Here is a 26,137-nt window from a genome sequence, read left to right as displayed (position 1 = left end):
GATCGGAGTTGGACCGTGTCGGAACCGGCGGCCAAAGACCTCGCAGGACTCGACCCCACCTCGGCCATCGCGGTGGTGGGAACCGCGTGCCGCCTCCCGCGGGCCGACACCCCCGAAGCCTTCTGGCAGGTGTTGCGCGACGGCCGAGACACCGTCACAGGCCTCCCCGCCGACCGCCCCGAACTGTGCGACAGCCCCGGGACACAGGCCACGCCTCGCAAGGGCGCCTTCCTTGACCACGTCGACCGGTTCGACCCGGCGTTCTTCGGCATCGGCCCCCGCGAGGCCGCCGCCATGGACCCGCAGCAGCGCCTGATGCTGGAACTGACCTGGGAGGCCCTGGAGCGCGCCGGCACCGTCCCCGCGACGCTCGGTGCCACCCGCACCGGCGTGTTCGTCGGAGCCATGTCCGACGACTACGCCCGACTCACCCAGCGCCACGGCCCGCTCGCCATCGGGCAGCACACCGCGACCGGGCTGCACCGGGGCATCATCGCCAACCGCGTCTCGTACACACTCGGTCTCACCGGCCCCAGTCTGACCGTCGACACCGGTCAGTCCTCCTCGCTCACCGCCGTCCACCTGGCCTGCGCGAGCCTGCGCAACGGTGAGTCCGCCCTCGCGCTCGCCGGCGGCGTACACCTCAACCTCGCCGCCGAGAACTACGCCGTCACCGAGGCCTTCGGTGCCCTGTCAGCGGCCGGCCGCAGCCACACCTTCGACGCCCGCGCGGACGGCTACGTACGCGGAGAGGGCGGCGGCGTCGTCCTGCTCAAGCGGCTCTCCGACGCCCTCGACCACGGCGACCACGTTCTCGGTGTCATCCTGGGCAGCGCCGTCAACAACGACGGCGCCACCGGCACCCTCACCACACCCGGCACCCGCGGCCAGGCCGACCTGCTGCGCCTGGCCTGTGACCGCGCCGGCATCACCCCCGGCGACATCCAGTACGTGGAACTGCACGGCACCGGAACCCGGCTCGGCGACCCCGTCGAGGCGGCGGCCCTCGGCGAGGCCCTCGGCGCCGGACGGACCAGCCCGGACCGGCTGCGCGTCGGCTCCGCCAAGACCAACGTGGGCCACCTGGAGGGCGCGGCCGGAATCACCGGGCTGATCAAGACACTGCTCTGCCTCCGGCACCGCGAACTGCCCCGCAGCCTGCACTTCCGCACCGCCCCCGAGTCCATCCCCCTCACCGAACTCGGCCTGCGTGTCCAGCGAGAGCACGGGCCATGGCCACACCCCGAGCGACGGCTGACCGCCGGTGTCAGCTCCTTCGGGATGGGCGGCGCCAACGCCCACATCGTCGTCGCCGAACCACCGGGCCGCACACCCCCGGCCGAAGAGCCCGCCCCCGCACCCGTCACTGCCGCGGGCACGCTGCCCTTCCTGCTCTCCGGCCGCAGCGCCGCCGCCCTGCGGGCGCAGGCACGCCGCATGCACACCCACCTCACGGAGACAGGCGGGCACGTGCCGCCCGTCGACATCGCCCGGGCCCTCGCCACCACCCGCACCGCCTTCGAGTACCGGGCCGCCGTACTCCCCTACCTGGCCGCCCCGCAGACGACCGACCCGACGGACACCACCGCCCTGCTCGCGGGCCTCGCCGCACTCGCCGACGACACCCCCGCCCCCGGTATCCTGCGCGGCACACCCCGCGAGGGCCGCGTCGCACACCTCTTCGCCGGCCAGGGCAGCCAGCGGGCAGCCATGGGCCGTGAACTGCACGCTCTGTGGCCGGTCTTCCGCGCCGCGTCCGATGAACTGTGCGCCGCGTTCGACACCGCCCTCGCCCCGTACACCGACCGCCCGCTGCGCGATGTCCTCTTCGGCGACAACGATCCCGACCTGCACCGCACGGTCTATGCCCAGCCGGCCCTCTTCACCTTCGAGGTCGCCCTGTTCCGGCTGCTGGAGAGCTGGGGCCTGCAACCGGACCTCGTGGCGGGCCACTCCATCGGCGAGCTCGCCGCCGCCCACGTCGCCGGAGCGCTCACCCTGCCCGACGCGTGCAAGCTCGTCGCCGCCAGGGGCGGACTGATGCAGGCCCTGCCCAGCGGCGGAGCCATGCTCTCCGTCCGGGCCCCCGCGGCCCACGTGGAAGAGCTGCTCGACGGACCGGACGCGCTCCACGGACTCGACCTGGCCGCCGTCAACGGCCCCAACGCCACCGTCGTGTCCGGAGACGCCGACGCCATCGACCGCCTCGCCCGCGCCTGCGCCGACCGCGACTGGACGACCCGCCGGCTGCGCGTCAGCCACGCCTTCCACTCGGCTCACATGGACGGCATGCTCGGCGACTTCGCCGCCGTCGCCGCCGGACTGGACCCGCGACCGCCGCGCATCCCGATCGTCTCCACGCTGACGGGCCAGGAGCTCACGACGGACGAGATCCGCGACCCCGGCCACTGGGTGCGCCATGTCCGAGAGACCGTCCGCTTCCACGACGCGCTGCGCCGGCTCGATGCCGTCGGAGTCACCACCCTTGTCGAGATCGGACCCGACGGCGTCCTGTCCGCCATGGCCGAGGACAGCCTGCCCAACGCCCTCGCCGTCCCCCTGCGCCGCGGCGCCGCACCAGAAGCCCGCGAGGTGCTCACGGCGGTGGCCCGCGCCCATGTGCACGGCGTCCCCGTCGACTGGCGGGCGGTCTTTCACGGCACCGGCACCCACCACGTCGACGTCCCCACCTACGCCTTCCAGCGCGAACGCCACTGGCTGGAGGGGGACGTACCCGGCCACTCATCCGCCGACCACGGCACAGCATCGGCCCCCTCGGCCCTACCCGAGCCCGTGGAATCCCCTGCCCTGGTCACGTCCGGTGCGCACCTCAGCCCGTCCGACGCCCTGGCCCTCGTCACCGCGGAGGCCGCCGACATCCTCGGCTACACCGACGCGTCGGCCCTGGAGACCCGACGAGCCTTCCGAGACCTCGGGTTCGACTCCATCTCCGCCGTCACCCTCAGGGACCGCCTGGCCGATGCCACCGGACTCGACCTGCCCAGCTCCCTGCTGTTCGACCATCCCACCCCCGAACGCCTTGCCACCCACCTTCACGCCCGTTTCTCCGGCACCGACCACCCGACCGAGACCACCGCTGCCGTCGCCGAGGTGGATGACCCGGTTGTGGTGGTGGGGGCGGCGTGCCGTTACCCGGGGGGTGTGGCGTCTCCGGAGGACCTGTGGGGGCTGGTGCGGTCGGCCGGTGAGGGCATTTCGGAGTTTCCGCAGGACCGTGGCTGGGACGTGGACCTGTTCGACGGCGATCCGGAGCGATCGGCAAAGTCGTCGTACACGCGTCATGGTGGGTTTCTGCATGACGCCGGTGACTTCGATGCGGAATTCTTTGGTATTTCGCCGCGTGAGGCGTTGGCGATGGATCCGCAGCAGCGGTTGGTGCTGGAGGTGTCGTGGGAGTTGTTCGAGCGGGCGGGTGTCGACCCGGACGCTCTGCGCAGCTCCCCGACCGGCGTCTACATCGGCGCGACCACCCACGAGTACGGCCCCCGACTCGCGGACGGCCATAACGGCCACGGCGGGCACCTGCTCACCGGGAGCACCGTGAGCGTGACCTCCGGGCGTGTGGCGTACGCGTTCGGCCTGGAGGGTCCGGCGGTGACCGTCGACACGGCGTGCTCGTCGTCGCTGGTCGCCCTGCATCTGGCCGCCCAGGCCCTGCGCAACGGGGACTGCACCCTGGCCGTCGCCGGAGGCGTCACCGTGATGGGTTCCCCCGGCATGTTCCTGGAGTTCTCGCGGCAGCGGGGGTTGTCGTCCGACGGTCGGTGCAAGGCGTTCGCGGAGGCGGCGGACGGTACGGGGTGGAGTGAGGGTGTTGGTCTGGTGTTGTTGGAGCGGCTGTCGGAGGCGCGGCGGCACGGTCATGAGGTGCTGGCGGTGCTGCGTGGTTCGGCGGTCAACCAGGACGGGGCGTCCAATGGTCTGACGGCTCCCAATGGTCCGTCGCAGCAGCGGGTTATCCGGCAGGCCCTGGCCAACGCCGGTCTGAGCGCGGGCCAGGTGGACGTCGTCGAGGCCCACGGCACGGGCACGACGCTCGGCGACCCGATCGAGGCACAAGCTCTGCTGGCGACCTATGGGCGGGATCACTCCTCGGAACGGCCGTTGTGGCTGGGGTCGGTGAAGTCGAACATCGGTCATACGCAGGCGGCGGCGGGTGTGGCCGGTGTGATCAAGATGATCGAGGCCATGCGGCACGGGGAGCTGCCGTCGACCCTGCACGTCGACCGACCCACCAGCCACGTGGACTGGAGCACGGGTGCGATCTCGCTGTTGACCGAGGCACAGTCCTGGCCGGAGAGGGGTGAGCCGCGTCGGGCGGGGGTGTCGTCGTTCGGGATCAGTGGGACCAACGCGCACGTGATTTTGGAGGCGGCGCCGGAGGTGGCGGAGTCTTCGACGGATGTGGCGGAGGCTCTTCCGGTGGTGCCGTGGGTGGTGTCGGGGCGCAGTGCGGAGGGGTTGCGGGCGCAGGCGGCGCGGTTGCGGGACTTCGCTGCGGATGCGGATGCCGGTGTGTCTGCGGTGGATGTGGGGGTGTCGTTGCTGTCGCGGTCGGTGGGGGAGTACCGGGCCGTTGCCGTCGGCTCGGACCTGGCCCAGTTGACGGAGGGGCTGGCACAGGTCGCCGACCGTCCCGTGGTGCCCGCTGGCTCCGGTGGGTCTGTCGGGTTGTTGTTTACCGGTCAGGGGTCGCAGTGGTCGGGGATGGGTTCTGGGTTGACTGGGTTTGCGGTGTTCCGGGAGGCGTTTGAGGAGGTGTGTGCGGGTTTTGATGGGTTGTTGAGTCGTCCGTTGGGTGAGGTGTTGGCGGATGGTGGGGAGTTGGTGGATCGGACGGAGTTTGCGCAGGCGGGGTTGTTTGCGTTTGAGGTGGCGGTGTTCCGGTTGTTGCGGGCGTGGGGGGTTGAGCCGGGTGTGTTGGTGGGGCATTCGGTGGGTGAGGTGGCGGCGGCGTTTTGTGCGGGGGTGTGGTCGTTGGGGGATGCGTGTCGTCTGGTGGCGGCGCGGGGGCGTTTGATGCAGGCGTTGCCGGCGGGTGGGGTGATGGTCGCGTTGCGGGGGAGTCTTGGTGAGGTGGAGGCGTTGTTGGAGGGTGTGTCGGGGGTGTCGGTGGCTGCGGTGAACGGGCCGAGGTCGGTGGTGATCTCGGGGTCTGGTGTGGTGGTGGATGGGTTGGTGGCGCGGTGGGAGGCGGGTGGTGGCCGGGCGCGTCGGCTGGCGGTCTCGCATGCGTTTCATTCGCCGTTGATGGAGCCGATGCTGGAGGATTTCCGTGGTGTGGTGCGGGAGTTGGAGTATCGGGCCCCGGTCATTCCGTTGGTGTCGAATGTGTCGGGGGAGTTGGTGGATTCGGCCGCTGTGTGTGATCCGGAGTATTGGGTTGGGCATGTGCGGGAGCCGGTGCGTTTCGCTGATGGTGTGCGGGCGGCGTGTTCGGCTGGTGTGTCGGTGTTTGTTGAGGTGGGTCCGGGGCCGGTGCTGTCGGCGATGGGGCAGGAGTGTGTGCCGGATGAGGCGGTGACGTGGGTGGCGTTGTCGCGTGGGCAGGGGTCGCCGGCTGCTGAGGTGTTGTTGTCGGGTGTGGGTGCTGCGTTTGCTGCGGGGGTGGGTGTGGACTGGCGGTCGGTGTTCGCGGGTGCTGGTGGGCGGCGGGTGGTGCTGCCGACGTATGCGTTCCAGCGTCGGCGTTTTTGGCTGGAGTCGTCGGGTGTGGGTGGGGGGCCGGAGGGTCTGGGGCTGGGTGCCTTTGGGCATGGTCTGCTGGGTGCGGCGGTGACGGTCGCGGGGACGGATACGACTGTTCTCACGGGGCGGGTGGCACGCTCCTCACATGGTTGGCTGGCGGGTCATGAGATCCGGGGCCGGGTGCTGGTTCCGGGTGCGGCGTTGGTGGAGATGGCGTTGCGGGCGGGTGATGAGACGGGTTGTCCGGTGTTGGAGGAGTTCACTCTCGAAGCGCCACTGGAGCTGCCCGGCACATCCGGTCTGCAACTCCAACTCACCGTCGAGCCGCCCGAAGCCGATGGATCCGGTCTACGCACTGTTGCCGTCCACGCCCGCCCCGATGACGATCCCACTCGACCGTACGCTCGTTGTGCCACGGGACGGCTTGCTCCACAGCGCGATCAGGGCGCCGGGGACTGGCAGGGGGCGTGGCCTCCTCCCGGCGTGGAGCCTGTGGATCTGATGGGCGCGTATGAGGAACTGGCCGAACGTGGTTATGCCTACGGCTCTGGCTTCCAGGGCTTGACGGGTCTGTGGCGTGACGGTGACGGTCACGTCCGCTATGCCGAGGTCACTCTGCCCGAGGAGCACACCGGCGGCCACGGCGCCGACGTCTTCGGCCTGCATCCCGCCCTGCTCGACGCGGTCCTGCACACCCTCCTCGTCGACAGCGACAACACCGACATACGAGTCCCCTTCGCATGGACGAGTGTCTCCCTGTACGCCACTGGCGCCACGCACCTGCGGGTCAAGGCCGTCCAGACCGGGCCAGACATGGCGGAGATCACTTTGTACGACGGTGAGGGCGGGCTGGTCGCGGAGATCGGTGAGCTGACCCTGCGTACGCTCTCTCCCGCCGATGCACAGGCCGATGCACTGGCCGTCACCGATCACCTCTACACCGTGCGCTGGACTCCTCAGCCGCTGAACACCAGCCCGGCGGACCTCACCCGTTGGGCCACCCTGGGCACCCCGGCACTGCCGGCCGGCGCCCGCCACTACCCCGACCTGCCCAGCCTCCTCGCCGACCCGGACCACCAGCCCGAGGCGGTCCTCTACGCCCCGCCCTCCGCCACACCCGTCCGCCAGGCCGTCCACACCCTGCTCACTCTCCTCCAGCAGTACCTGAGCGAACCCCGCCTGGCCAACACACCACTGACCATCCTCACCCGCCACGCCCACGCCCTGAACCCCGGCGACCCCATCGACCCCGCACACGCCGCCCTATGGGGCCTGACCCGCACCGCCCAAACCGAAAACCCCCACCGCATCCACCTCCTCGACACCGACAACAACCCCACCCACCTCCCCCAAGCCCTCACCACCACCACCCCCCAACTCGCCCTCCACAACAACACCCTCCACACCCCCCACCTCACCCGCCTCCACCTGCCGGAAGATCCCGAGGCAGTGTCGACTTGGCGTCAGGACGGGACGGTGCTGATCACCGGCGGTGCGGGTGCACTGGGGAGCCTCGTCGCACGCCACCTGGTAGCGACACACGGCGTACGGCACCTGCTCCTGACGGGCCGACGCGGCAGTGACACGCCGGGAGCGGGGGAACTGCGCGAAGAACTGGAGAGGCTGGGCGCCGAAGTGGCATTCGCCCGGTGCGACGTCGCCGACCGGGAGGCCCTGGCCGAGGTGCTCGCGTCAGTGCCGGAGGACCGGCCGCTCACCGCGGTCGTACACACCGCGGGCGTGCTCGCCGACGCGACGATCACGTCGCTCACACCGGAAGCGGTCGACGCTGTCCTCGCACCCAAGGTGGACGCCGCGATACACCTCGACGAGTTGACCCGCGACCTCGATCTCGACGCGTTCGTGCTCTTCTCCTCGGTGGCCGGCCTGCTCGGTACGCCGGGCCAAGGCAACTACGCGGCGGCAAACGCCTGTCTGGACGCCTTGGCCGCGCAGCGCCGCGCGCGGGGACTGCCCGGCCAGGCTCTCGCCTGGGGACTGTGGGGCGACACCAGCGACACGAGCGACACCAGCGACACCAGCGACACTGGTGGCTCTGGTGGCTCTGGTGGCTCTGGGGGCATGGGTGCGGCGCTCCGCGACGTCGACCTCGCCCGCTGGTCCCGCACCGGCATTGCCCCGCTGCCCCCGGCACTCGGACTCGCGTCAATTGACGCGGCGCTGCGCTCCCGCATGCCGAACATCGTCCCCGCGCGCCTCGACCTCCCGGCGCTGCGTGCCCAGGCTGGGACCGGTGAAATCCCCTTCCTGCTCCGGAACTTCGCGACACGTCCCGCGCGCAGGACGGCCGCTTCGACCACGGCCGGCGGTACATCCGCCCTGACCGCCACGCTGGCCGGACTCGACGAGCCGGCGATCCACGCCGAATTGCTCGGACTGGTGCGCGCCGAGGCGGCACGCGTGCTCGGCCACGACAGCGCAGGCACGATCGACCCCGAACAGGACTTCAAGGCCCTCGGTTTCGACTCGCTGACCGCCGTGGAACTGCGCAACCAGGTCAACGCGGCAGCGGGCACCCGGCTCGCCCCCACAGTCGTCTTCAACCACCCGACCCCTGCGACTCTCGCACGCCATCTGCGCGACGAACTCCTCGGAGCCGCCGCCACCGACGTCGTGACCCCCTCCGTAGCCCTTTCCACCGCTGAGGTGGATGACCCGGTTGTGGTGGTGGGGATGGCGTGCCGTTACCCGGGGGGTGTGGCGTCTCCGGAGGACCTGTGGGGGCTGGTGCGGTCGGCCGGTGAGGGCATTTCGGAGTTTCCGCAGGACCGTGGCTGGGACGTGGACCTGTTCGACGGCGATCCGAGCCGGTCGGGTAAGTCGTACACGCGTCATGGTGGGTTTCTGCATGACGCGGGTGATTTTGATGCGGAGTTCTTTGGTATTTCGCCGCGTGAGGCGTTGGCGATGGATCCGCAGCAGCGGTTGGTGCTGGAGGTGTCGTGGGAGTTGTTCGAGCGGGCGGGTGTCGACCCGGACGCTCTGCGCGGCTCCCCGACCGGCGTCTACGTCGGTGTGATGTACCACGACTACGCACCCCGCATGTCGACCGAGCACCAGGAGATCGAGGGCTACACGCTCACCGGAAACCTGTCCAGCGTGCTCTCGGGACGCGTGGCGTACGCCTACGGGCTGGAGGGTCCGGCGGTGACGGTCGATACGGCGTGCTCGTCGTCGCTGGTCGCCCTGCACCTGGCCGCCCAGGCGATGCGCAATGGCGAGTGCGACCGGGCCCTCGTCGGCGGTGTGACTGTGATGGCCACCCCGAACACCTTCGTCGAGTTCTCGCGGCAGCGGGGGTTGTCGTCTGACGGTCGGTGCAAGGCGTTCGCGGAGGCGGCGGACGGCACGGGGTGGAGTGAGGGTGTTGGTCTGGTGTTGCTGGAGCGGCTGTCGGAGGCGCGGCGGCACGGTCATGAGGTGCTGGCGGTGCTGCGTGGTTCGGCGGTCAACCAGGACGGGGCGTCCAACGGTCTGACCGCTCCGAATGGTCCGTCGCAGCAGCGGGTTATCCGGCAGGCCCTGGCCAACGCCGGTCTGAGCGCGGGCCAGGTGGACGTCGTCGAGGGACACGGGACCGGAACAAAACTGGGTGACCCCATCGAGGTCGACGCCCTGCTGGCGACGTATGGGCGGGATCACACGGTGGAACGGCCGTTGTGGCTGGGCTCGGTGAAGTCCAATCTCGGTCATACGCAGGCGGCGGCCGGTGTGGCCGGTGTGATCAAGATGATCGAGGCCATGCGGCACGGAGAGCTGCCGTCGACCCTGCACGTCGACCGACCCTCGGCACAGGTCGACTGGGACTCGGGGCATGTCGCCCTGCTGACGGACTCCCGGCCTTGGCCGGAGACGGGTGAGCCGCGTCGGGCGGCGGTGTCGTCGTTCGGGATCAGCGGGACCAACGCGCACGTGATTTTGGAGGCGGCGCCGGAGGTGGCGGAGTCTTCGACGGATGTGGCGGAGGCTCTGCCGGTGGTGCCGTGGGTGGTGTCGGGGCGCAGTGTGGAGGGGTTGCGGGCGCAGGCGGCGCGGTTGCGGGCGTTCGTCGAGGGTGAGGGTGCGGATGCCGGTGTGTCTGCGGTGGATGTGGGGGTGTCGTTGCTGTCGCGGTCGGTGGGGGAGTACCGGGCCGTTGCCGTCGGTTCGGACTTTGGCGAACTGGCGCGGAATCTGGTGAGCGCAGCCGAGACTTCTACCGCTGCGGCGACTGCTGCCGCCCGTGTCGGGTTGTTGTTTACCGGTCAGGGGTCGCAGTGGTCGGGGATGGGTTCTGGGTTGACTGGGTTTGCGGTGTTCCGGGAGGCGTTTGAGGAGGTGTGTGCGGGTTTTGATGGGTTGTTGAGTCGTCCGTTGGGTGAGGTGTTGGCGGATGGTGGGGAGTTGGTGGATCGGACGGAGTTTGCGCAGGCGGGGTTGTTTGCGTTTGAGGTGGCGGTGTTCCGGTTGTTGCGGGCGTGGGGGGTTGAGCCGGGTGTGTTGGTGGGGCATTCGGTGGGTGAGGTGGCGGCGGCGTTTTGTGCGGGGGTGTGGTCGTTGGGGGATGCGTGTCGTCTGGTGGCGGCGCGGGGGCGTTTGATGCAGGCGTTGCCGGCGGGTGGGGTGATGGTCGCGTTGCGGGGGAGTCTTGGTGAGGTGGAGGCGTTGTTGGAGGGTGTGTCGGGGGTGTCGGTGGCTGCGGTGAACGGGCCGAGGTCGGTGGTGATCTCGGGGTCTGGTGTGGTGGTGGATGGGTTGGTGGCGCGGTGGGAGGCGGGTGGTGGCCGGGCGCGTCGGCTGGCGGTCTCGCATGCGTTTCATTCGCCGTTGATGGAGCCGATGCTGGAGGATTTCCGTGGTGTGGTGCGGGAGTTGGAGTATCGGGCCCCGGTCATTCCGTTGGTGTCGAATGTGTCGGGGGAGTTGGTGGATTCGGCCGCTGTGTGTGATCCGGAGTATTGGGTTGGGCATGTGCGGGAGCCGGTGCGTTTCGCTGATGGTGTGCGGGCGGCGTGTTCGGCTGGTGTGTCGGTGTTTGTTGAGGTGGGTCCGGGGCCGGTGCTGTCGGCGATGGGGCAGGAGTGTGTGCCGGATGAGGCGGTGACGTGGGTGGCGTTGTCGCGTGGGCAGGGGTCGCCGGCTGCTGAGGTGTTGTTGTCGGGTGTGGGTGCTGCGTTTGCTGCGGGGGTGGGTGTGGACTGGCGGTCGGTGTTCGCGGGTGCTGGTGGGCGGCGGGTGGTGCTGCCGACGTATGCGTTCCAGCGTCGGCGTTTTTGGCTGGAGTCGTCGGGTGTGGGTGGGGGGCCGGAGGGTCTGGGGCTGGGTGCCTTTGGGCATGGTCTGCTGGGTGCGGCGGTGACGGTCGCGGGGACGGATACGACTGTTCTCACGGGGCGGGTGGCACGCTCCTCACATGGTTGGCTGGCGGGTCATGAGATCCGGGGCCGGGTGCTGGTTCCGGGTGCGGCGTTGGTGGAGATGGCGTTGCGGGCGGGTGATGAGACGGGTTGTCCGGTGTTGGAGGAGTTCACTCTCGAAGCGCCACTGGAGCTGCCCGGCACATCCGGTCTGCAACTCCAACTCACCGTCGAGCCGTTCGACGAGGACGAGAACGGCCGGCGAGGCGTCGAGATCTATGGCCGCCCCGACGACGACCCGACACGCCCCTACACCCGCCACGCCACGGGACGGCTCGCCCCGCAGGGAAAAACGCCCGCTGGCGACTGGCAGGGGGCGTGGCCTCCTCCCGGCGTGGAGCCTGTGGATCTGATGGGCGCGTATGAGGAACTGGCCGAGCGTGGTTATGCCTACGGCTCTGGCTTCCAGGGCTTGACGGGTCTGTGGCGTGACGGTGACGGTCACGTCCGCTATGCCGAGGTCACTCTGCCCGAGGAGCACACCGGCGGCCACGGCGCCGACGTCTTCGGCCTGCATCCCGCCCTGCTCGACGCGGCCCTGCACACCCTCCTCGTCGACAGCGACAACACCGACATACGAGTCCCCTTCGCATGGACCGACGTCAGCCTGCACGCCACCGGAGCCGCCCAACTGCGCGCGGTCGTACGTGAGGTGGATCAGGACACGGTCGCGGTCACCTTGTACGACGGTGAGGGCGGGCTGGTCGCGGAGATCGGTGAGCTGACCCTGCGTACGCTCTCTCCGGCCGATGCACAGGCCGATGCACCGGCCGTCACCGATCACCTCTACACCGTGCGCTGGACTCCTCAGCCGCTGAACACCAGCCCGACGGACCTCACCCGTTGGGCCACCCTGGGCACCCCGGCACTGCCGGCCGGCGCCCGCCACTACCCCGACCTGCCCAGCCTCCTCGACGACCCGGACCACCAGCCCGAGGCGGTCCTCTACGCCCCGCCCTCCGCCACACCCGTCCGCCAGGCCGTCCACACCCTGCTCACTCTCCTCCAGCAGTACCTGAGCGAACCCCGCCTGGCCAACACCCCACTGACCATCCTCACCCGCCACGCCCACGCCCTGAACCCCGGCGACCCCATCGACCCCGCACACGCCGCCCTCTGGGGCCTGACCCGCACCGCCCAAACCGAAAACCCCCACCGCATCCACCTCCTCGACACCGACAACAACCCCACCCACCTCCCCCAAGCCCTCACCACCACCACCCCCCAACTCGCCCTCCACAACAACACCCTCCACACCCCCCACCTCACCCCGCTGCACGACGACCCGCCCCTGTCCCCGCCGCCGGGCGTTGTGACCTGGCGCCTTGACACCAGCGAGCCGGGCACCATCGAGTCACTCCGGCTGGTGCCCTGCGAGGAGATGGCCGAGCCGCTCGCTCCCGGGACAGTCCGGGTGGCGGTGCGTGCGGCCGGGCTGAACTTCCGGGACGTGCTGATGGCGCTCGGGATGTACCCGGGCGAGCAGGTGATGGGCAGCGAGGGCGCCGGCGTCGTCACGGAGGTGGGGCCGGGGGTGACCGGACTCGCTCCCGGGGACCGTGTGATGGGCCTGCTGCCGCACTCCTTCGGGCCCGTCGCGGTCGCCGACGAGCGCCTGCTGGTGCGGATGCCGGACGGCTGGACCTTCGCGAAGGCCGCCTCCGTGCCGGTGGTCTTCCTCACCGCTTACTACGGGCTGCGCGACCTGGGACGTCTGGAGGAAGGGGACGCGGTCCTGGTGCACGCCGCGACCGGCGGCGTCGGCATGGCCGCCGTACAACTGGCGCGGCACTGGGGAGCGGAGGTGTACGCGACGGCCGGCCCGGCGAAACAGGGGCTGCTGCGGGACCTGGGGCTGGCGGAGGAGCGGATTGCGTCATCGCGCGATCTGGAATTCGCCGAGCGCTTCCTGCGGGTTTCCGGCGGAGGGATGCGGGTCGTGCTGAACTCGCTGGCGAAGGAGTTCGTGGACGCCTCGCTGCGGTTGCTGCCCGCGGGCGGGCGGTTCGTCGAGATGGGCAAGACCGACATCCGCGACGCCGCCGACGTCGCGGCCCGCCATCAGGGCGTCACCTATCGGGCGTTCGACCTGATGGAGGCGGGCCCGGACCGGATCCGGCAGATGCTCGGTGAGATCGTGACGCTGCTGGAAGCGGGCGTCCTTGACCCGCTGCCCGTGCGGACCTGGGACGTACGCCGAGCCACCGAGGCCTACCGTTTTATGAGTCAGGCACGGCACATCGGCAAGATCGTGCTGACCGTACCGTCGCCGCTGGATCCCGACGGCACCGTCCTGGTCACCGGTGGCACGGGCGCCCTGGGGGCCCAGGTCGCCCGGCATCTGGTGAGGGTACACGGTGTGCGGCACTTGCTGCTGACCAGCCGGCGCGGCCTCGACGCGCCGGGAGCAGGGGAACTGCGGGGCGAGTTGGCGGAGCTCGGGGTGTCCGTCACGGTGGCCGCGTGCGACGTCTCGCGGCGCGAGGAGGTGGCGCGGCTGCTGGCCGGTGTGCCGGACGCGCATCCGCTGACCGCGGTGGTACATGCCGCAGGGGTGACCGCCGACGGCACGCTCGAAGCGCTCGACGCCGATGCCGTGGACCGGGTCCTGGACCCCAAGGTGGCCGCGGCGGACCATCTCGACGAGCTGACCCGGCACCTCGACCTGAGCCGTTTTGTGCTGTTCTCATCGATCGCGGGCACGCTCGGTACGGCGGGTCAGGGCAACTACGCCGCGGCCAACGCAGGCCTGGACGCCCTGGCCCAGCGCCGGCAGGCGCTCGGTCACCCGGCGCTCTCGCTGGCCTGGGGGTACTGGGCACAGGAGAGCGAGTTGTCGGGGCACCTCGGTGACGCCGACCTGGCCCGGCTGAGCCGTAGTGGCATTTTGCCGCTGGCCACGGACGAGGGCCTGGCGTTGTTCGATGCCGCCGTGGCGCTGGGCGAGGCCGTGGTGGTACCGGCCCGGCTGAGCACCCGCGCCGAGCAGGGCTCCGACGTTCCGGCAGTGCTCAGCAAGGTGGTCCGGCCGATGCTGCGCCGCGCCGTGGGGAAGGACGCGTCCACCGGGACGGACGGGGCGCAGGCCCGGCAGCTGGCCACGCTGCCGCCGGCGCAGCGGGCCGAGGCGCTGGTGAGGCTGGTCCGTACGCACGCCGCGGTGGTACTCGGTCACGAGTCGCCGAACACCGTTCCCCGTGATGCCACGTTCAAGACCATCGGCTTCGACTCGCTGGCTTCGGTGGAACTGCGCAACCGTCTCAACTCGGCAACCGGGCTGCGTATTTCAGCCACTGCGGTGTTCGACAACCCGACGCCGGAGGCGCTGGCGGAGCTGCTCGGCACGGAACTGCCGGGCACGGTCACCGAGCCCGAGCCCGGTGCCGGCATGGAGAGCCTTGCCGCACTCGAAGGACAACTGGCCGCGGGCGCCCTGGACGACGAGGAGCGGTCGAGGTTCGCCAAGCGGCTGAGGTCGCTGCTCTGGCAGCTGGAAGACACGCACGCCGACCCCACCGGTGCCTCGGCGGCCGTGGACGAGCCCGGCGCCGAACTGTCCACGGCCAGTGACGACGAGATGTTCGCGCTGATCGACCGGGAGTTGGGCCGGGGCTGAGCGCCCTGCGGCCGGGGACACAAATGCCGCGGGCCCGTGAAGGAACGGGGCCCGCGGCAGGACGTGCAAGCGGTCGTACGAAGTGGTCAGGAGCCGGAGGCCGAGGCGGGTCGCCGATCCGTCGCACGAGAGGCGGCCGACTCGTCCCCGTCCGGGAAACCGGCGGCGTCCGGCCCGTACGTCTCCAGGAACTCCTTGAGTTCGGCCAGCACATCGGCTGCCTCGGCGCCGTCGATGACCCGGTGGTCGAACGCCAGGCTCAGCCGCATCATCGGAGCGACCACGACCGCACCCTTTCGGACAACGGCACGGTCCACCACCCTTCCGACACCGAGTGTGATGGTCGTACCGCCGAGCGACTGGAACCCGTCCACCGGCCGGTGGCCGAGGGAGGTGACGGCGACGGTGCCGACCAGCTCGCTGCGGTGTGCCAGTGAGCGGGTGGCCAGCCGGAACAGCAGCCGGCCGACCGGCACGGGCAGCCGGTGCAGCTTGCGCACCGGCGCGAACTCCGGCATGTGGTCGGGATCTCCGTCCCGGAACCGTTCCACGTGCCGCTGCACCGCCGCCAGGCTCGACCGTTCCAGTTCCGGGACGACGGTCGCCAGTACAACGCGTCGACCGCCCAGGGTCTTGTCCAGGGTCACCTTGCCACTGACCGTGGAGTAGCGCGCGATCCGGGGGCGCACCCGGCCGCGGACGGCCGCGTTGGCCTCCGGATGGCGGGCCAGTACCTGGCCCGCCGCCTGGAGGACGTAACTCACCACGGAGTACCGGCGACCCTCGTTGCGGGCCGCCGCCCGGTGGCGTTCGAGGCAGCTCATGTCCACCTCGGTGTCGAGGTAGACGGGCGCGGCGGCGCGGATCTCGTCGCAGTGGTAGAGGGTGTGCCGCCGCTCGACGGGGAACCGTGACTCGCTCACGCCGCGACCGCCACCTGATAGATGCCCCCGAGGGTCCCCGCCTCCAGCATGTCCGGCATGGAGACGCTGCGCCCGGTACGGCGTTCGAGAGCCGCGGTCAGCCAGAGCAGGTGGACGGAGTCCCAGCCGGCGATCTCGTCGAGGGGCCGTTGGGCGTCCTGGACGGACACCGCCAGCCCCAGCTCGTCACGGATCAGCACGACAAGATCGTCGATCGTGTTCATGAACGGGTCCTTCCGGGTTCGGGCCCACGACGGACAGTCAACGAGTCGTGGTCGCTGCGGAGTTCGAGAAGGCATGGAGATCGCGCAGGAGAGCGGTGGCGACGGCCCGTTCGGCGCCGTCCAGGTAGAAGTGGCCGCCCGGGAACCGCTCGATGCGGAAGCCGCCCGTGGTCAACTGCTCCCAGGCCCGCGCCTCCGCGTCGGTGACCCGCGGGTCGCTGGTGCCGGTGAAGACGGTGACCGGGCAGCGCAGGACGAGCCCGGGGTCGCGGCGATAGGTCTCGACGGCTGTGTAGTCGGCACGCAGCGCGGGCAGAATCATGCCCCGCATGTCAGGGTCGGCCAGGATCTGCGGATCGGTGCCGCTCAGCGCGGTGATCTCGGCGATCAGCCCGTCGTCGTCCTTCAGATGCACGGTCTCGTGGCGGGGTGTGGCGGGCGAGTGCCGACCCGACGCGATGAACCCGATGGGCGCATTGACGCCGCCGCGCTCCAGCAGGCCGGCCGTCTCGAAACCGATGACGGCGCCCATGCTGTGCCCGAACAGGACCAGCGGCAGGTCCGTCAGTGGTTCGAGCACCGAGGCGACCCGGGCCGCCAGGGCGCGAGTGTCCCGAAGCGGCGGCTCGTGACGGCGCTCCTGACGGCCCGGATACTGCACGGCCACACAGTCGACGGACGGCGGCAGTGCCCGGTGCAGTGCGAGGAACGCGCTTGCGGCGCCCCCCGCGTGTGGCAGGCAGACCAGCCGGACACTCGGTTGCCGGGCCGCGCCGAAGCGACGCAGCCACATGTCGTTGAACTCCCTGGGCACCGTCGTCATGCCTTCCTCCGCCCTCCCGGGTGCGAGAGCGCGTGGCACACGGCTGAGAGCGCAACCTGGGGCACTCGGTCTCATCTGACGTCAGCGACGGTAGGGACGCCGGTTGAAAGGCCGACAAAGCTCGGCTAAAGAACCGTGTACCGCAGCGCGGTCCGCGCGTTCACGCCGTACGGGTGCCCAAGTGGATGCCGATCTCCTTGCGATGCGTGATGCCCAGTTTCTGGTAGATGCGTGTGAGGTGCTGCTCGACCGTGCTGGCGGTGATGTGGAGGCGACGGGCGACCTGGCGGTTGGTGAGCCCCTTGGCCACCAGTTCGGCCACCCTGTGCTCGGCCCGGGTGAGCCTTTGGGGCGCGGCCGGGGGCGGCTTCGGCTCCTCCTCGCGGGGGACGGGCGTGGTCCCCTTCAGGCAGTTGTGGGCGATCAGGATGGCCGTGCGCCGGGCCAGGACGGCCCACTTGTCATGGCCGAGGACCCACAGGGCCTCGCCCAGGTCGATCAGGGTTCTCGCCAGCTCCGGTCGGTCGCCCGAAGCGTGGAACTCGTTTGCGGCCTTGAGGAGCAGACGTGGCCGTGCGTGCGGCTCGGCCAGTGCCGCTTGCAATCGAAGCGCCATGGCCTGGTTCCGGCCGGACGTGCGCGGGCCGCGCGCCGTGTGTTCCGCCATCATGTACGCCGCCTGTTTCGGGTGCCCGAGCCGCAGCCACGCCTCGGCGGCGAACAGCCGCCAGGGCACCAGGGTCGGGTGGTCGACGTGGAACTGCTCGGCCAGTTTGCCGATGCGCAGGTAGTCGGAGAGCCCCGCGTGCGGCCGGTTGGTGGCGATGAGGAGACAGCCGCGGGCCCGGAGATAGCTGAGCCAGTAGACGCTCTTCTCCCAGGCGGGCGGCACCGGCTTGGCGAACACCCGGGCGGCCTCGTCGTAGCGCCCCATCTCGATGTACAGGGCGGCGAGCGTGGACTCCGCGGCGCAGACCATCGCGCTGCTGCGCTCGGTGATGACGAGCTGCACGAGCCGGACGCAGTCCAGTCCGGCCGTCAGCTTTCCCTGGCGCAGGGCGACGAGAGCCTGTAGCAGGGCGAAGACCGTCTGCCAGCCGGGGGCTTCGCGGGCGGCGGACTCCTTGACCAGCCGCTCGCACCAGCGCCAGGCCGACTCCAGCCGGTCGGCGATGATCAGTGCCTTGACCGCACTGGACAGTGACCAGACGGTGGCGTCGGAGAGGACCGAGACCTCCAGGAGATTCTCGGCCGCTGTCGCCCAGTCGTCGCTGTCGCCGATGAGGAAGGAGCCTTCGGCGGTCCTGAACAGGGCTGTGGCCGATTCGTGCGCGGTTTGGCGGAGGAACGCGGCGGGCCGCTCGTCCGAGTGGACAGGGGTGAGGAAGCTGGACCAGGCCCACAGCCAGGCGATGTTGGGATGGTCGCCCGCCCTGACGTCCCCCGCGCTGGTCTTCGCGCCCTGCTTCTGCAGAACCGTGAAGGCCTCCTCCAGCCGGCCGCAGCCGAAGAGCAGGTCCGCCAGCCCGTCACAGGCCGTGCCGGGCATGGTGCCCGACTGGAAGGCCTCCATGAGTTCGGGCAGGTGCCGAGCCTCCACGGTCGTGGGGTTCATCCGCAGGGCGATCAGCGCCAGCCGCATGTGGATCTCGACGCGGTCGGGTCCTTCGGGACAGCCCTCCAGGGCGAGTTCGAGACACCGGACGCCCAGCTGGGTGTCCTCCTCGCCCATGGCAGTCTCCGCGGCGTTGCGCAGCACCGTCCGCTGCCATGGCTCCTCGGTGTGCCGTGCGGCCAACAGGTGCCGGGCCACTTCGGTGGCGGGTGCCCCCGCGCTGTACTGGGCGGCAGCCACCTTGATGTGCAACCTGGTCCGCACGGAGGGATCCACATCCGCGAGAACGGTCCGCTGGGCGGTCCGGTGGCGGAACGACATTCCGTCGATAACGCCGGAATCCCGGAGAGCCGCGATCTGCGCGTCGATGAGAGAGGAGGAAATACCGCTCATCCGGGACAGCAGCTCCGGTGAGGCGGAATCGCCGAGCACGGACAGCAGACAGCCGATTTTAACGGCGGCGCAACCACTGCGACGCAGGACGGACATCACTGCCTGCCCATACATTGCGAGTTCGGTGGACTGCTCCATTTCAGTCAGGGGAAGTGTCATGTCCCTGCCCTTGAAATCCTCGAGCAGGGCGCTCAGGAGGAGGGGGCTGCCGCCGCTGAGGTGATGGAGCAGCCGCACCCATCGATCGTGCGGCCGGTCGATCTCCGCCGCGGTCATCTCCCGGACTCCCCGCTCGTCGAGCGGACCCAGCCGGATGTGCTCGGTGTACGGGCGGCGCAGGAATTCCGTCTTGGTGGGTGCCTCTCGGTGCGGCAGGTGCGGTAAGTCGGTGACGACGAGCAGAATCCGTCGGTCCCTGTGCCAGGTGATGGTCTGGATCAGGAAGTCCAGCTGTGACCAGGGAATTTCCTGCACGTCGTCCACGCAGATCACCGCGAGGCCGCCGTCGGCCACGCGGGGCAGCGCGGTGGCGAACTGCACCGCCGGCGAGGCGGGCGCGGGCTGACTCTCCGGCAGGGACGCCGATGACTGCGCGACCAGCTGGTGAAAGAGGGAAAGGGGAGGGTCGGCGGTCACCGCCCTGCCCTGAACACTGAGGACCGTGACGTCAGCAGTTATGGCGTGTTCGGTGAAGGCGTGCAGCAGAGCGCTCTTTCCGGCGCCTGCGCCGCCGGTGACGACGATCGTTCTCGATGGGCCGTGGCCACAATTGGAAAGAGCTTCCTTCAGAATTCCGAGTTCTCTCTCACGACTTACGAAAGCCATTCCGGAATACTCACCCCCGTGGGCCTGCGTACTGTGGGCACGCAAGCGATGAGCAACTCTTCACCGTAAATCTCGGTCGCACCGTACATCTCGGCCACAAGATATCCACCGCGCGGTGATTTGCAAGGTCGCCTTCTCGCGGTGGCGGAAAAGTGCGCCCGTTTTTTGTTAAATTATCCATGCTGTCTGTATTCTCGTGGGCGCGTGAGGGTGCGTCCGGTAGCCGTGAATCCGGATTGGTGGCGTCCGGATATTCACTTGCGGGGCGCTGTGTACACTCCACCCGACGGCTTTGGTCGGGCTTTGGCCGGGCGGAACATCCTGCACGAATGGCTTCCCTGTACGCCTGGCTGCTCCGCGCGGCGCAGGATTCCCTGATCGCCTTCGGTCGGATATGGGTGTGGATCCCACCCGTCGAGTCCGAGCCGCCCTCGACGGGCCCGCCCCCGGGGCATCCGGAGCGGCTGTGTCCGGAGGTGCCGCTGAGCGCCACGGAGGCGGAGATCCTCAGGCTCCTTGCCGACCTCGACCCGCCGACGCCCCACGATCGCTAGCCGGATCGAAAGCGCTCGCTGCGAGGTGCATACGTGAGCGGTGCCCGACCTGGTTGAACGCAGGCAGTGGGCTGGTTGCGAGGGCATTCTTGCCACGTGCCATGTCGAGCTCAAGATCCACTGCGCCACCGTCACCCGGGGACGCACACTGTGTGGGATTCGTGACGATCGACGGCGCTCTGCTCGGTGCCGACGATCTGCTGCCCGGTGAGGTCGAGCCCGTCGTGGCCAGTCGCCCACGGGGCCTGCCTGGAGACGCATCATGATCGTCGGCAAGTGACGCCCCGTCAGTGGTCGACGTGGACGTGTCAGGCGCGGGCGCTGGGAAGAGATGAATGTCAGTCCGGCGACAGGATGGCCGGAAATCTTTCATGCTCGCCCAGCAGGGCGGGGGAGGGCAAGCCGTGGATATGTCGCACATCTGTATGGGTCGCAGCGTTCCCGCCGAGTGCTTGTGTTCAGGTTGACAGCCTTGTCGCTGAAGTCCCTGAAGCGGTTCGGCTTGGCGAATCACTCGGGATGCCAAGCCCTTGACTTTTTCTTTAGAGCATCGCTCACTCAATCCAGACGGCATCACAATTGGTGATTCAGGGTTCGCGAATCAGTGTGCAGGTAATGCGGGTGAAAGCGAGGAAAAGGTCGGCATGGCATTCGTAGGGGCGGTGCAGACGGTGGACTATGCGATCGGATGCCTCAGCTGGGCCAGCTCGCCTTGGATCCGCCGGTGGCCCCACCGCGGGTTCTCGTTGCCAGCCGCACGACCAGTTTCCTGACTGCGGCTGCCGTGGGCGGGCGCCCGGTGCGTCGGCGCCGATTGGTGTAGTCCCACTTCCTGGCGACCAGCCTTCGGTGCCAGGCCAGGAGCGTCCCTGGAGTGACCGGGAAGATTCTGCTCCAGTGGCGGCGCAGTATCAGCGGGGTAGCCGAGTTTCGGGCACCCACAGGGACGGGGACTGGGAATAGACCGGAACTACTGGTCAGGAGCGGTGTACCGGCGGGAGATACTGGGAGGGACCACACATTCCGGGCCACGCTGTGGCCTGATCCAGTAGAAGGCGCCTGGTGGGCAAAAGACCAGGTCAGGCGCCTTTTCTCGGGCCTCTAGAAGAAGCCGAGCTTCTTCGGCGAGTAGGAGACCAGAAGGTTCTTCGTCTGCTGATAGTGCTCCAGCATCATCTTGTGCGTCTCGCGCCCGATCCCGGACTGCTTGTAGCCGCCGAAGGCCGCGTGCGCGGGATACGCGTGGTAGCAGTTCGTCCAGACCCGGCCCGCCTGGATCGCGCGGCCCGCCCGGTAGGCGGTGTTCATGTCGCGCGTCCAGACTCCGGCGCCCAGGCCGTACAGCGTGTCGTTGGCGGTCTTGATGGCGTCGTCGAAGTCGTTGAAGGATGCGACGGAGACGACCGGGCCGAAGATCTCCTCCTGGAAGATCCGCATGCGGTTGTCGCCCTCGAAGATCGTCGGCTGGACGTAGTACCCACCGGCCAACTCACCGTCATACGTGATGCGCTGACCGCCCGTCAGGATCTTGGCACCCTCCTGCTGGCCGATGTCCAGGTACGAGAGGATCTTCTCCAGTTGGTCGTTGGAGGCCTGGGCTCCGATCATCGTGTCGGTGTCCAGCGGGTGCCCCGGCACGATCTGCTCGGTGCGGGCGATCGCCGCCTCCATGAACTCGCTGTAGTGACCCCGCTGGACGAGGGCTCGCGACGGACACGTACACACCTCGCCGTTGTTGAGGGCGAACATCGTGAAGCCCTCGAGCGCCTTGTCACGGAAGTCGTCGTTGGCGGCCCAGACGTCGTCGAAGAAGATGTTCGGCGACTTCCCTCCCAGCTCCAGCGTCACCGGCTTGATGTTCTCCGAGGCGTACTGCATGATCAGCCGCCCCGTCGTGGTCTCACCGGTGAAGGCGACCTTCGCGACGCGCGGGCTGGAGGCGAGGGGCTTGCCCGCCTCGACGCCGAAGCCGTTGAGAATGTTGACGACACCCGGCGGCAGCAGGTCGGAGACCAGACTCATCCAGTAGTGGATGGACGCCGGGGTCTGCTCGGCGGGCTTGAGTACGACCGCGTTGCCCGCCGCGAGAGCAGGCGCGAGCTTCCATGTCGCCATCAGGATGGGGAAGTTCCACGGAATGATCTGCGCGACGACACCGAGCGGCTCGTGGAAGTGGTATGCGACGGTGTCCTCGTCCACCTCGCTCAGCGACCCCTCCTGCGCACGGATGACCCCCGCGAAGTAGCGGAAGTGGTCGATGGCGAGCGGAATGTCGGCGGCCAGCGTCTCGCGCACCGGCTTGCCGTTCTCCCAGCTCTCGGCCACCGCGAGCTGTTCGAGGTTCGCCTCCATGCGGTCGGCGATCTTCCGCAGGACGTCCGCACGTTCGGTCGCGGAGGTGCGGCCCCATGCGGGCGCGGCGGCGTGCGCCGCGTCCAGTGCGCGCTCCACGTCCTCGGCCGTACCGCGGGCGATCTCGGTGAAGGGCTGCCCGTTGACCGGGCTCGGGTTCTCGAAGTACTGGCCGCGGGCGGGCGGGACGTACTCGCCGCCGATGAAGTGGTCGTAGCGGGCCTGGTAGGAGACAACTGCGCCGTCGGTGCCGGGCGCTGCGTAACGGGTCATCTTGGTGGCCTCCCGGGGAAGGCTGCCCGCCGTTGGGCAGCTCTCGCCCGGAGGGTAGGAGGACAGACGTTGCAGGTACGTTGCGGAAGCTGCTCGGCGGCTCGTTCGGCTATGGCGGGTGCGGTACTTGGGCGGGTGGCTGGGCTGCGGTTTTACCTCGCGTCACTCAACTCCGCATCCAGCTCCCGGAGCCGGGACAGCACCGGTGGTGTCGCCCGAACCTGTGCCAGCGCGCGCCACACCGCGAGGTCGCCCTCACCCCACGGGGTGTGCACCCAGTCCGCCAGGAGATCCGGGTCACGGCGTGCGATCAGCGCAGCCCGCAGCTGATCGGCGAGCCTGCGCCTCAGCCGGGCCACGGCAGGTGCCTGGGAAGCGGGCAGAAGTGGACCCGCGTACGCGGCGGCTGCCGCGGTGACCGCCCCCGAACCGAGCCGTCGCTCGACGGCGTCGACATCCGACTCGACCGGCACCGAGAGCCGGTACGGACGCGACCGCAGCAGATCCGGCCCCAGAAGCCGCCGCAGCCGGGCCAACTCGGCCCGCAGCGTCACGGGCGTCACCGACTCGTCCTCGTACAGCGCGCACAGCAGCTCATCGCCGGTCAGCCCCTCGGGGTGGCGAGAGAGCAGGACGACGATCTCGCTGTGCCTGCGGCTCAGCCGCACCTTGCGACCGCCGGTCAGCAGCAGTGCCTCGTCACGGCCGAGCGCGGTGAGCCCCACGGCATCTCTGTCCTCCACCGGCGGTGACAGCAGGGCCAGTTGAGACTCCGCTGCCCGAGCGACCGCCTGCACGAAGGCGAGGCTGTGCGGATGCGCGAGGCCGTCACCCCCGGTGATGTCCACCGCTCCGAGCAGCCGCCCGGTCCGCGGATCGTGCACCGGAGCCGCCGCGCACGTCCACGGCTGGACGCGCCGGATGAAGTGCTCGGCGGCGAACACCTGCACCGGGCGGTCCACCGCCACCGCCGTCCCCGGAGCATTCGTCCCCATCGCGGACTCCGCCCACCGTGCGCCAGGCACGAAGTTCATCCGCCCAGCCTTCTGCCGCGTCGCGGAGTGACCCTCGACCCAGAGCAGCCTGCCGTACGCGTCGCACACCGCGAGGAGATGCTCACCGTCCATCGCGAACGTGCCCATCAGCTCACGGAACAGCGGCATCACCCCGGCCAGCGGATGCTCGGCGCGATACGAACCGAGGTCCCCGTCGGTGAGCTCCACAGCCGCGCCGGTGTCCTCCGGGCTGACCCTGGCCCTGGCCGAGCGCCGCCACGAATCGGCCACCACGGAACGCACCGGTCGCGTGAGCGTCCCTGCCTCGGTGAACCTCTCGTGGGCGCGCCGCAGCACCCGCGCCCGCTCGGCAGGATCGGCACCGGCTTCCAGGGCCACCCATGGTTCGGTCAACTCGGCCTCCCGGGACGGCGATGGGTGCTGCCATCGTCGCCCCGCGAGCGTGCCCCGACAAGCGCTGTGGCAAGCCCCCGACAAGCGCTCGACCAGAGGTCCGACACGCGCCAGGTCGTGAGCCGACCGGTGTCACGCAGAGTTGACCAGGCGGATATAGCGCGTCCAGTCCCAGTGCCGCCCTGGATCGGTGTGGTCGGCGCCGGGCACTTCGACGTGCCCGATGATGTGCTTGCGGTCCTTGGGAATGTCGTACGTATCGCAGATGGCCGAGGTCAGCAGCGCGGACTGCTCGTACATCGCGTCGGTGAAGTACTCGGGCTGATCCACCCATCCTTCGTGTTCGATACCGATGCTTCGGGTGTTGTAGTCCCAGTTGCCGGCATGCCAGCCGACGTTGCGTTCGCGGACGCACTGGGCGATGTGTCCGTCCCTGGAGCGCACCACATAGTGGGCCGAAACCTTCTTCGCCGAGTTCTGGAAGATGGCGAGCGTGTCGGCGTAGCTCTCCTGGGTGACGTGGACGATCACGTAGTCGACGGGGTAGGTGCCGGGGCGGTTGGCGGCCGTGTAGTTGGAGCTGCTGGCCGGAACCCACTCGGCGAGTGGATAGTCGACCGCCCGAGGCCGGGCCGTGGCGCGGGTCGCGGGGAGGAGCGCGGAGGGAACGGCGGCCAGGGCCGCCCCCTGCAACAGCCTGCGCCTGCTGGGGAAGCGTCTTGCTCGATCCATGGCTGGCCTGCCTCTCGGTGGGGGGAACAGCTGGACTCTTTTTCAGTGGGCCAGCAGCGTGGCCGTCTCTCGCAGCCGCGCGTGCAGTCCCCGGTGAGTTTCGCGCGCGGGCAGCCACTCTTTGCGGAGCTTGGCCACGCACGTGTAGTTGGTGTCGCAGACATTGGCGAGCGGCGACTCGACGGTCTGTGTCGCGAACTGGTAGGCGTCGAGCTCGCTGAAGCCGTAGTCCCGCACCAGCCACCGCACCAGGTCGAGTTGGGATATTCGGAAGGCGTCCTCAAGCGGGCGTGCCGACCCGGTGGAGATGATGTGCGTATCGGACTCGATGCGTGGCCAGGGCGTGGTGATCCCCTTCAGGAGTTCGACGATCACGACTGTGTTCATCGCGCACTCCACGGCGACGCCGCAGGTTTCCCCCTCGCCTTGCCGTGCGTGTCCGTCGCCCAGGCTCAGGAGCGCGCCCTCCACGTTCACCCCGAGGTAGCAGGTGACCCCGGCCCGCATTTCGGGCGTGTCCATGTTGCCGCCGTGCGCGTCGGGCACGAGAGCCGAGCGCACCTCCAGGTTGGCGGGTGCGACACCGACCGTGCCGTGCATCGGATCCATCGGCAGCGCGATCTCGAAGTCTCCGTCGCGCGCGCTGAAGTGCGCGGTGCGCCGACCCCGGTCGAGCTGCCATATCCACACGGTCTCGGGCAGCGGAGGCTGGAGCGATGCGGTGGTGTGGGTGGAGGTGAGTGCTCCGAAGAGGGGGACCGTGGTGGACGCAGCCCAGTCGCGGGCCGGTTCGATCGACACGAAGTGCACGGCGACGGTGTCGCCCGGCTCCGCGCCCTCGACATGGAAGGGCCCGGTCTGCGGGTTCAGGAACGGGAACTGGCAGACCTCGGACACCAGATCCTTCTCGGAGCGCACATTCCCCGCGAAACAGTCCTCCGTATACAGGTCGAGCACCGTACCCGGAGCGATCCGCGCCACGGGTGGCGCACCGCCGAATGTCCAGGCGAACTCGCCCGGTTCGGGCCGTACGGTCAGGATCCGAGGCTGCTTCATGGCAGGACTGCTCTCTTCTGTCGCTCCGTGGGGGGCTTGGGGGGGCGTGGGGAAATTGGGGGACTTGGGGACCTTGTGCGGCCCGATGGCCCCGCGACGCAGCCCAGGACGGCTTGCTCCCGACACCTGAATCCCCCGATCCGCGTGGACACGAAACCGCCGCCGGAGCGATGGTGTCCCGCGTCAATTACGTTACGGCGAGGGAAGGTTGAGCCG

10 protein-coding genes and 1 pseudogene are annotated in these 26,137 nt (G+C 69.5%); 2 read left to right on the top strand and 9 right to left on the bottom strand.

Features of this window, described 5'->3' with window-relative positions; translation table 11 throughout:
* Positions 1-15: 15 nt before the first annotated feature.
* Positions 16-14,742, top strand: a complete 14,727-nt coding sequence (locus E5671_RS46965) for an SDR family NAD(P)-dependent oxidoreductase (protein WP_336605684.1) — start codon at positions 16-18, stop codon at positions 14,740-14,742.
* A gap of 86 nt (positions 14,743-14,828) precedes the next feature.
* On the opposite strand, the gene E5671_RS06750 is transcribed toward E5671_RS46965, so the two are convergent.
* From E5671_RS06750 to E5671_RS06735, 4 genes are all read right to left on the bottom strand, one after another.
* Entirely contained in the window at positions 14,829-15,665 is an 837-nt protein-coding gene (locus E5671_RS06750) for a 2-oxo acid dehydrogenase subunit E2 (RefSeq protein ID WP_160502935.1), read from the bottom strand.
* Positions 15,662-15,889, bottom strand: a complete 228-nt coding sequence (locus E5671_RS06745; RefSeq protein ID WP_160502934.1) for an acyl carrier protein — start codon at positions 15,887-15,889, stop codon at positions 15,662-15,664. The genes E5671_RS06750 and E5671_RS06745 overlap by 4 nt, the downstream gene beginning before the upstream one ends.
* A 37-nt stretch (positions 15,890-15,926) precedes the next feature.
* Positions 15,927-16,712, bottom strand: coding sequence for a thioesterase II family protein (locus E5671_RS06740; RefSeq protein ID WP_160502933.1), 786 nt, complete (start codon positions 16,710-16,712; stop codon positions 15,927-15,929).
* A 160-nt stretch (positions 16,713-16,872) separates the two neighbouring features.
* On the bottom strand, positions 16,873-19,545 hold the full coding sequence (locus tag E5671_RS06735; RefSeq protein ID WP_160502932.1) for a LuxR C-terminal-related transcriptional regulator: 2,673 nt from the start codon (positions 19,543-19,545) through the stop codon (positions 16,873-16,875).
* 329 nt (positions 19,546-19,874) lie between these two features.
* Between E5671_RS06735 and E5671_RS06730 the strand changes: the two genes are divergently transcribed.
* Positions 19,875-20,099: a DUF6059 family protein gene (locus E5671_RS06730; RefSeq protein WP_160502931.1), complete on the top strand. Its 225-nt coding sequence runs from the start codon at positions 19,875-19,877 to the stop codon at positions 20,097-20,099.
* A 679-nt stretch (positions 20,100-20,778) separates the two neighbouring features.
* Here the strand turns inward: E5671_RS06730 and E5671_RS46095 are convergent.
* From E5671_RS46095 to E5671_RS06710, 5 genes and pseudogenes are all read right to left on the bottom strand, one after another.
* Positions 20,779-21,041: pseudogene (locus E5671_RS46095) on the bottom strand (hypothetical protein); the annotation flags it as partial.
* A 159-nt stretch (positions 21,042-21,200) separates the two neighbouring features.
* On the bottom strand, positions 21,201-22,724 hold the full coding sequence (exaC, locus tag E5671_RS06725; RefSeq protein WP_160502930.1) for an acetaldehyde dehydrogenase ExaC: 1,524 nt from the start codon (positions 22,722-22,724) through the stop codon (positions 21,201-21,203).
* 152 nt (positions 22,725-22,876) lie between these two features.
* Positions 22,877-24,133, bottom strand: a complete 1,257-nt coding sequence (locus E5671_RS06720) for a GAF domain-containing protein (RefSeq protein ID WP_160502929.1) — start codon at positions 24,131-24,133, stop codon at positions 22,877-22,879.
* Between the two features lie 132 nt (positions 24,134-24,265).
* A complete protein-coding gene (locus tag E5671_RS06715) occupies positions 24,266-24,865 on the bottom strand; it encodes an N-acetylmuramoyl-L-alanine amidase (protein ID WP_160502928.1) in 600 nt (199 codons plus the stop codon).
* A gap of 42 nt (positions 24,866-24,907) precedes the next feature.
* Complete coding sequence (locus E5671_RS06710) at positions 24,908-25,921, bottom strand: acetamidase/formamidase family protein (protein WP_160502927.1); 1,014 nt, start codon at positions 25,919-25,921, stop codon at positions 24,908-24,910.
* Positions 25,922-26,137: the final 216 nt, after the last annotated feature.

Source organism: Streptomyces sp. BA2, assembly GCF_009769735.1.
Taxonomy (GTDB): Bacteria; Actinomycetota; Actinomycetes; order Streptomycetales; family Streptomycetaceae; genus Streptomyces.
The sequence above is the reverse complement of the archived record's forward strand: the minus strand, read 5'-3'. Positions and strand labels throughout refer to the sequence as shown.

Excerpts from the sequence above, each read along its gene's own strand:
- E5671_RS06745 (WP_160502934.1), bottom strand. The coding sequence starts at position 15,889 with ATGAACACGATCGACGATCTTGTCGTGCTGATCCGTGACGAGCTGGGG.
- E5671_RS06740 (WP_160502933.1), bottom strand. The coding sequence starts at position 16,712 with ATGACGACGGTGCCCAGGGAGTTCAACGACATGTGGCTGCGTCGCTTC.
- E5671_RS06735 (WP_160502932.1), bottom strand. The coding sequence starts at position 19,545 with ATGGCTTTCGTAAGTCGTGAGAGAGAACTCGGAATTCTGAAGGAAGCT.
- E5671_RS06730 (WP_160502931.1), top strand. The coding sequence starts at position 19,875 with ATGGCTTCCCTGTACGCCTGGCTGCTCCGCGCGGCGCAGGATTCCCTG.
- exaC (WP_160502930.1), bottom strand. The coding sequence starts at position 22,724 with ATGACCCGTTACGCAGCGCCCGGCACCGACGGCGCAGTTGTCTCCTAC.
- E5671_RS06715 (WP_160502928.1), bottom strand. The coding sequence starts at position 24,865 with ATGGATCGAGCAAGACGCTTCCCCAGCAGGCGCAGGCTGTTGCAGGGG.
- E5671_RS06710 (WP_160502927.1), bottom strand. The coding sequence starts at position 25,921 with ATGAAGCAGCCTCGGATCCTGACCGTACGGCCCGAACCGGGCGAGTTC.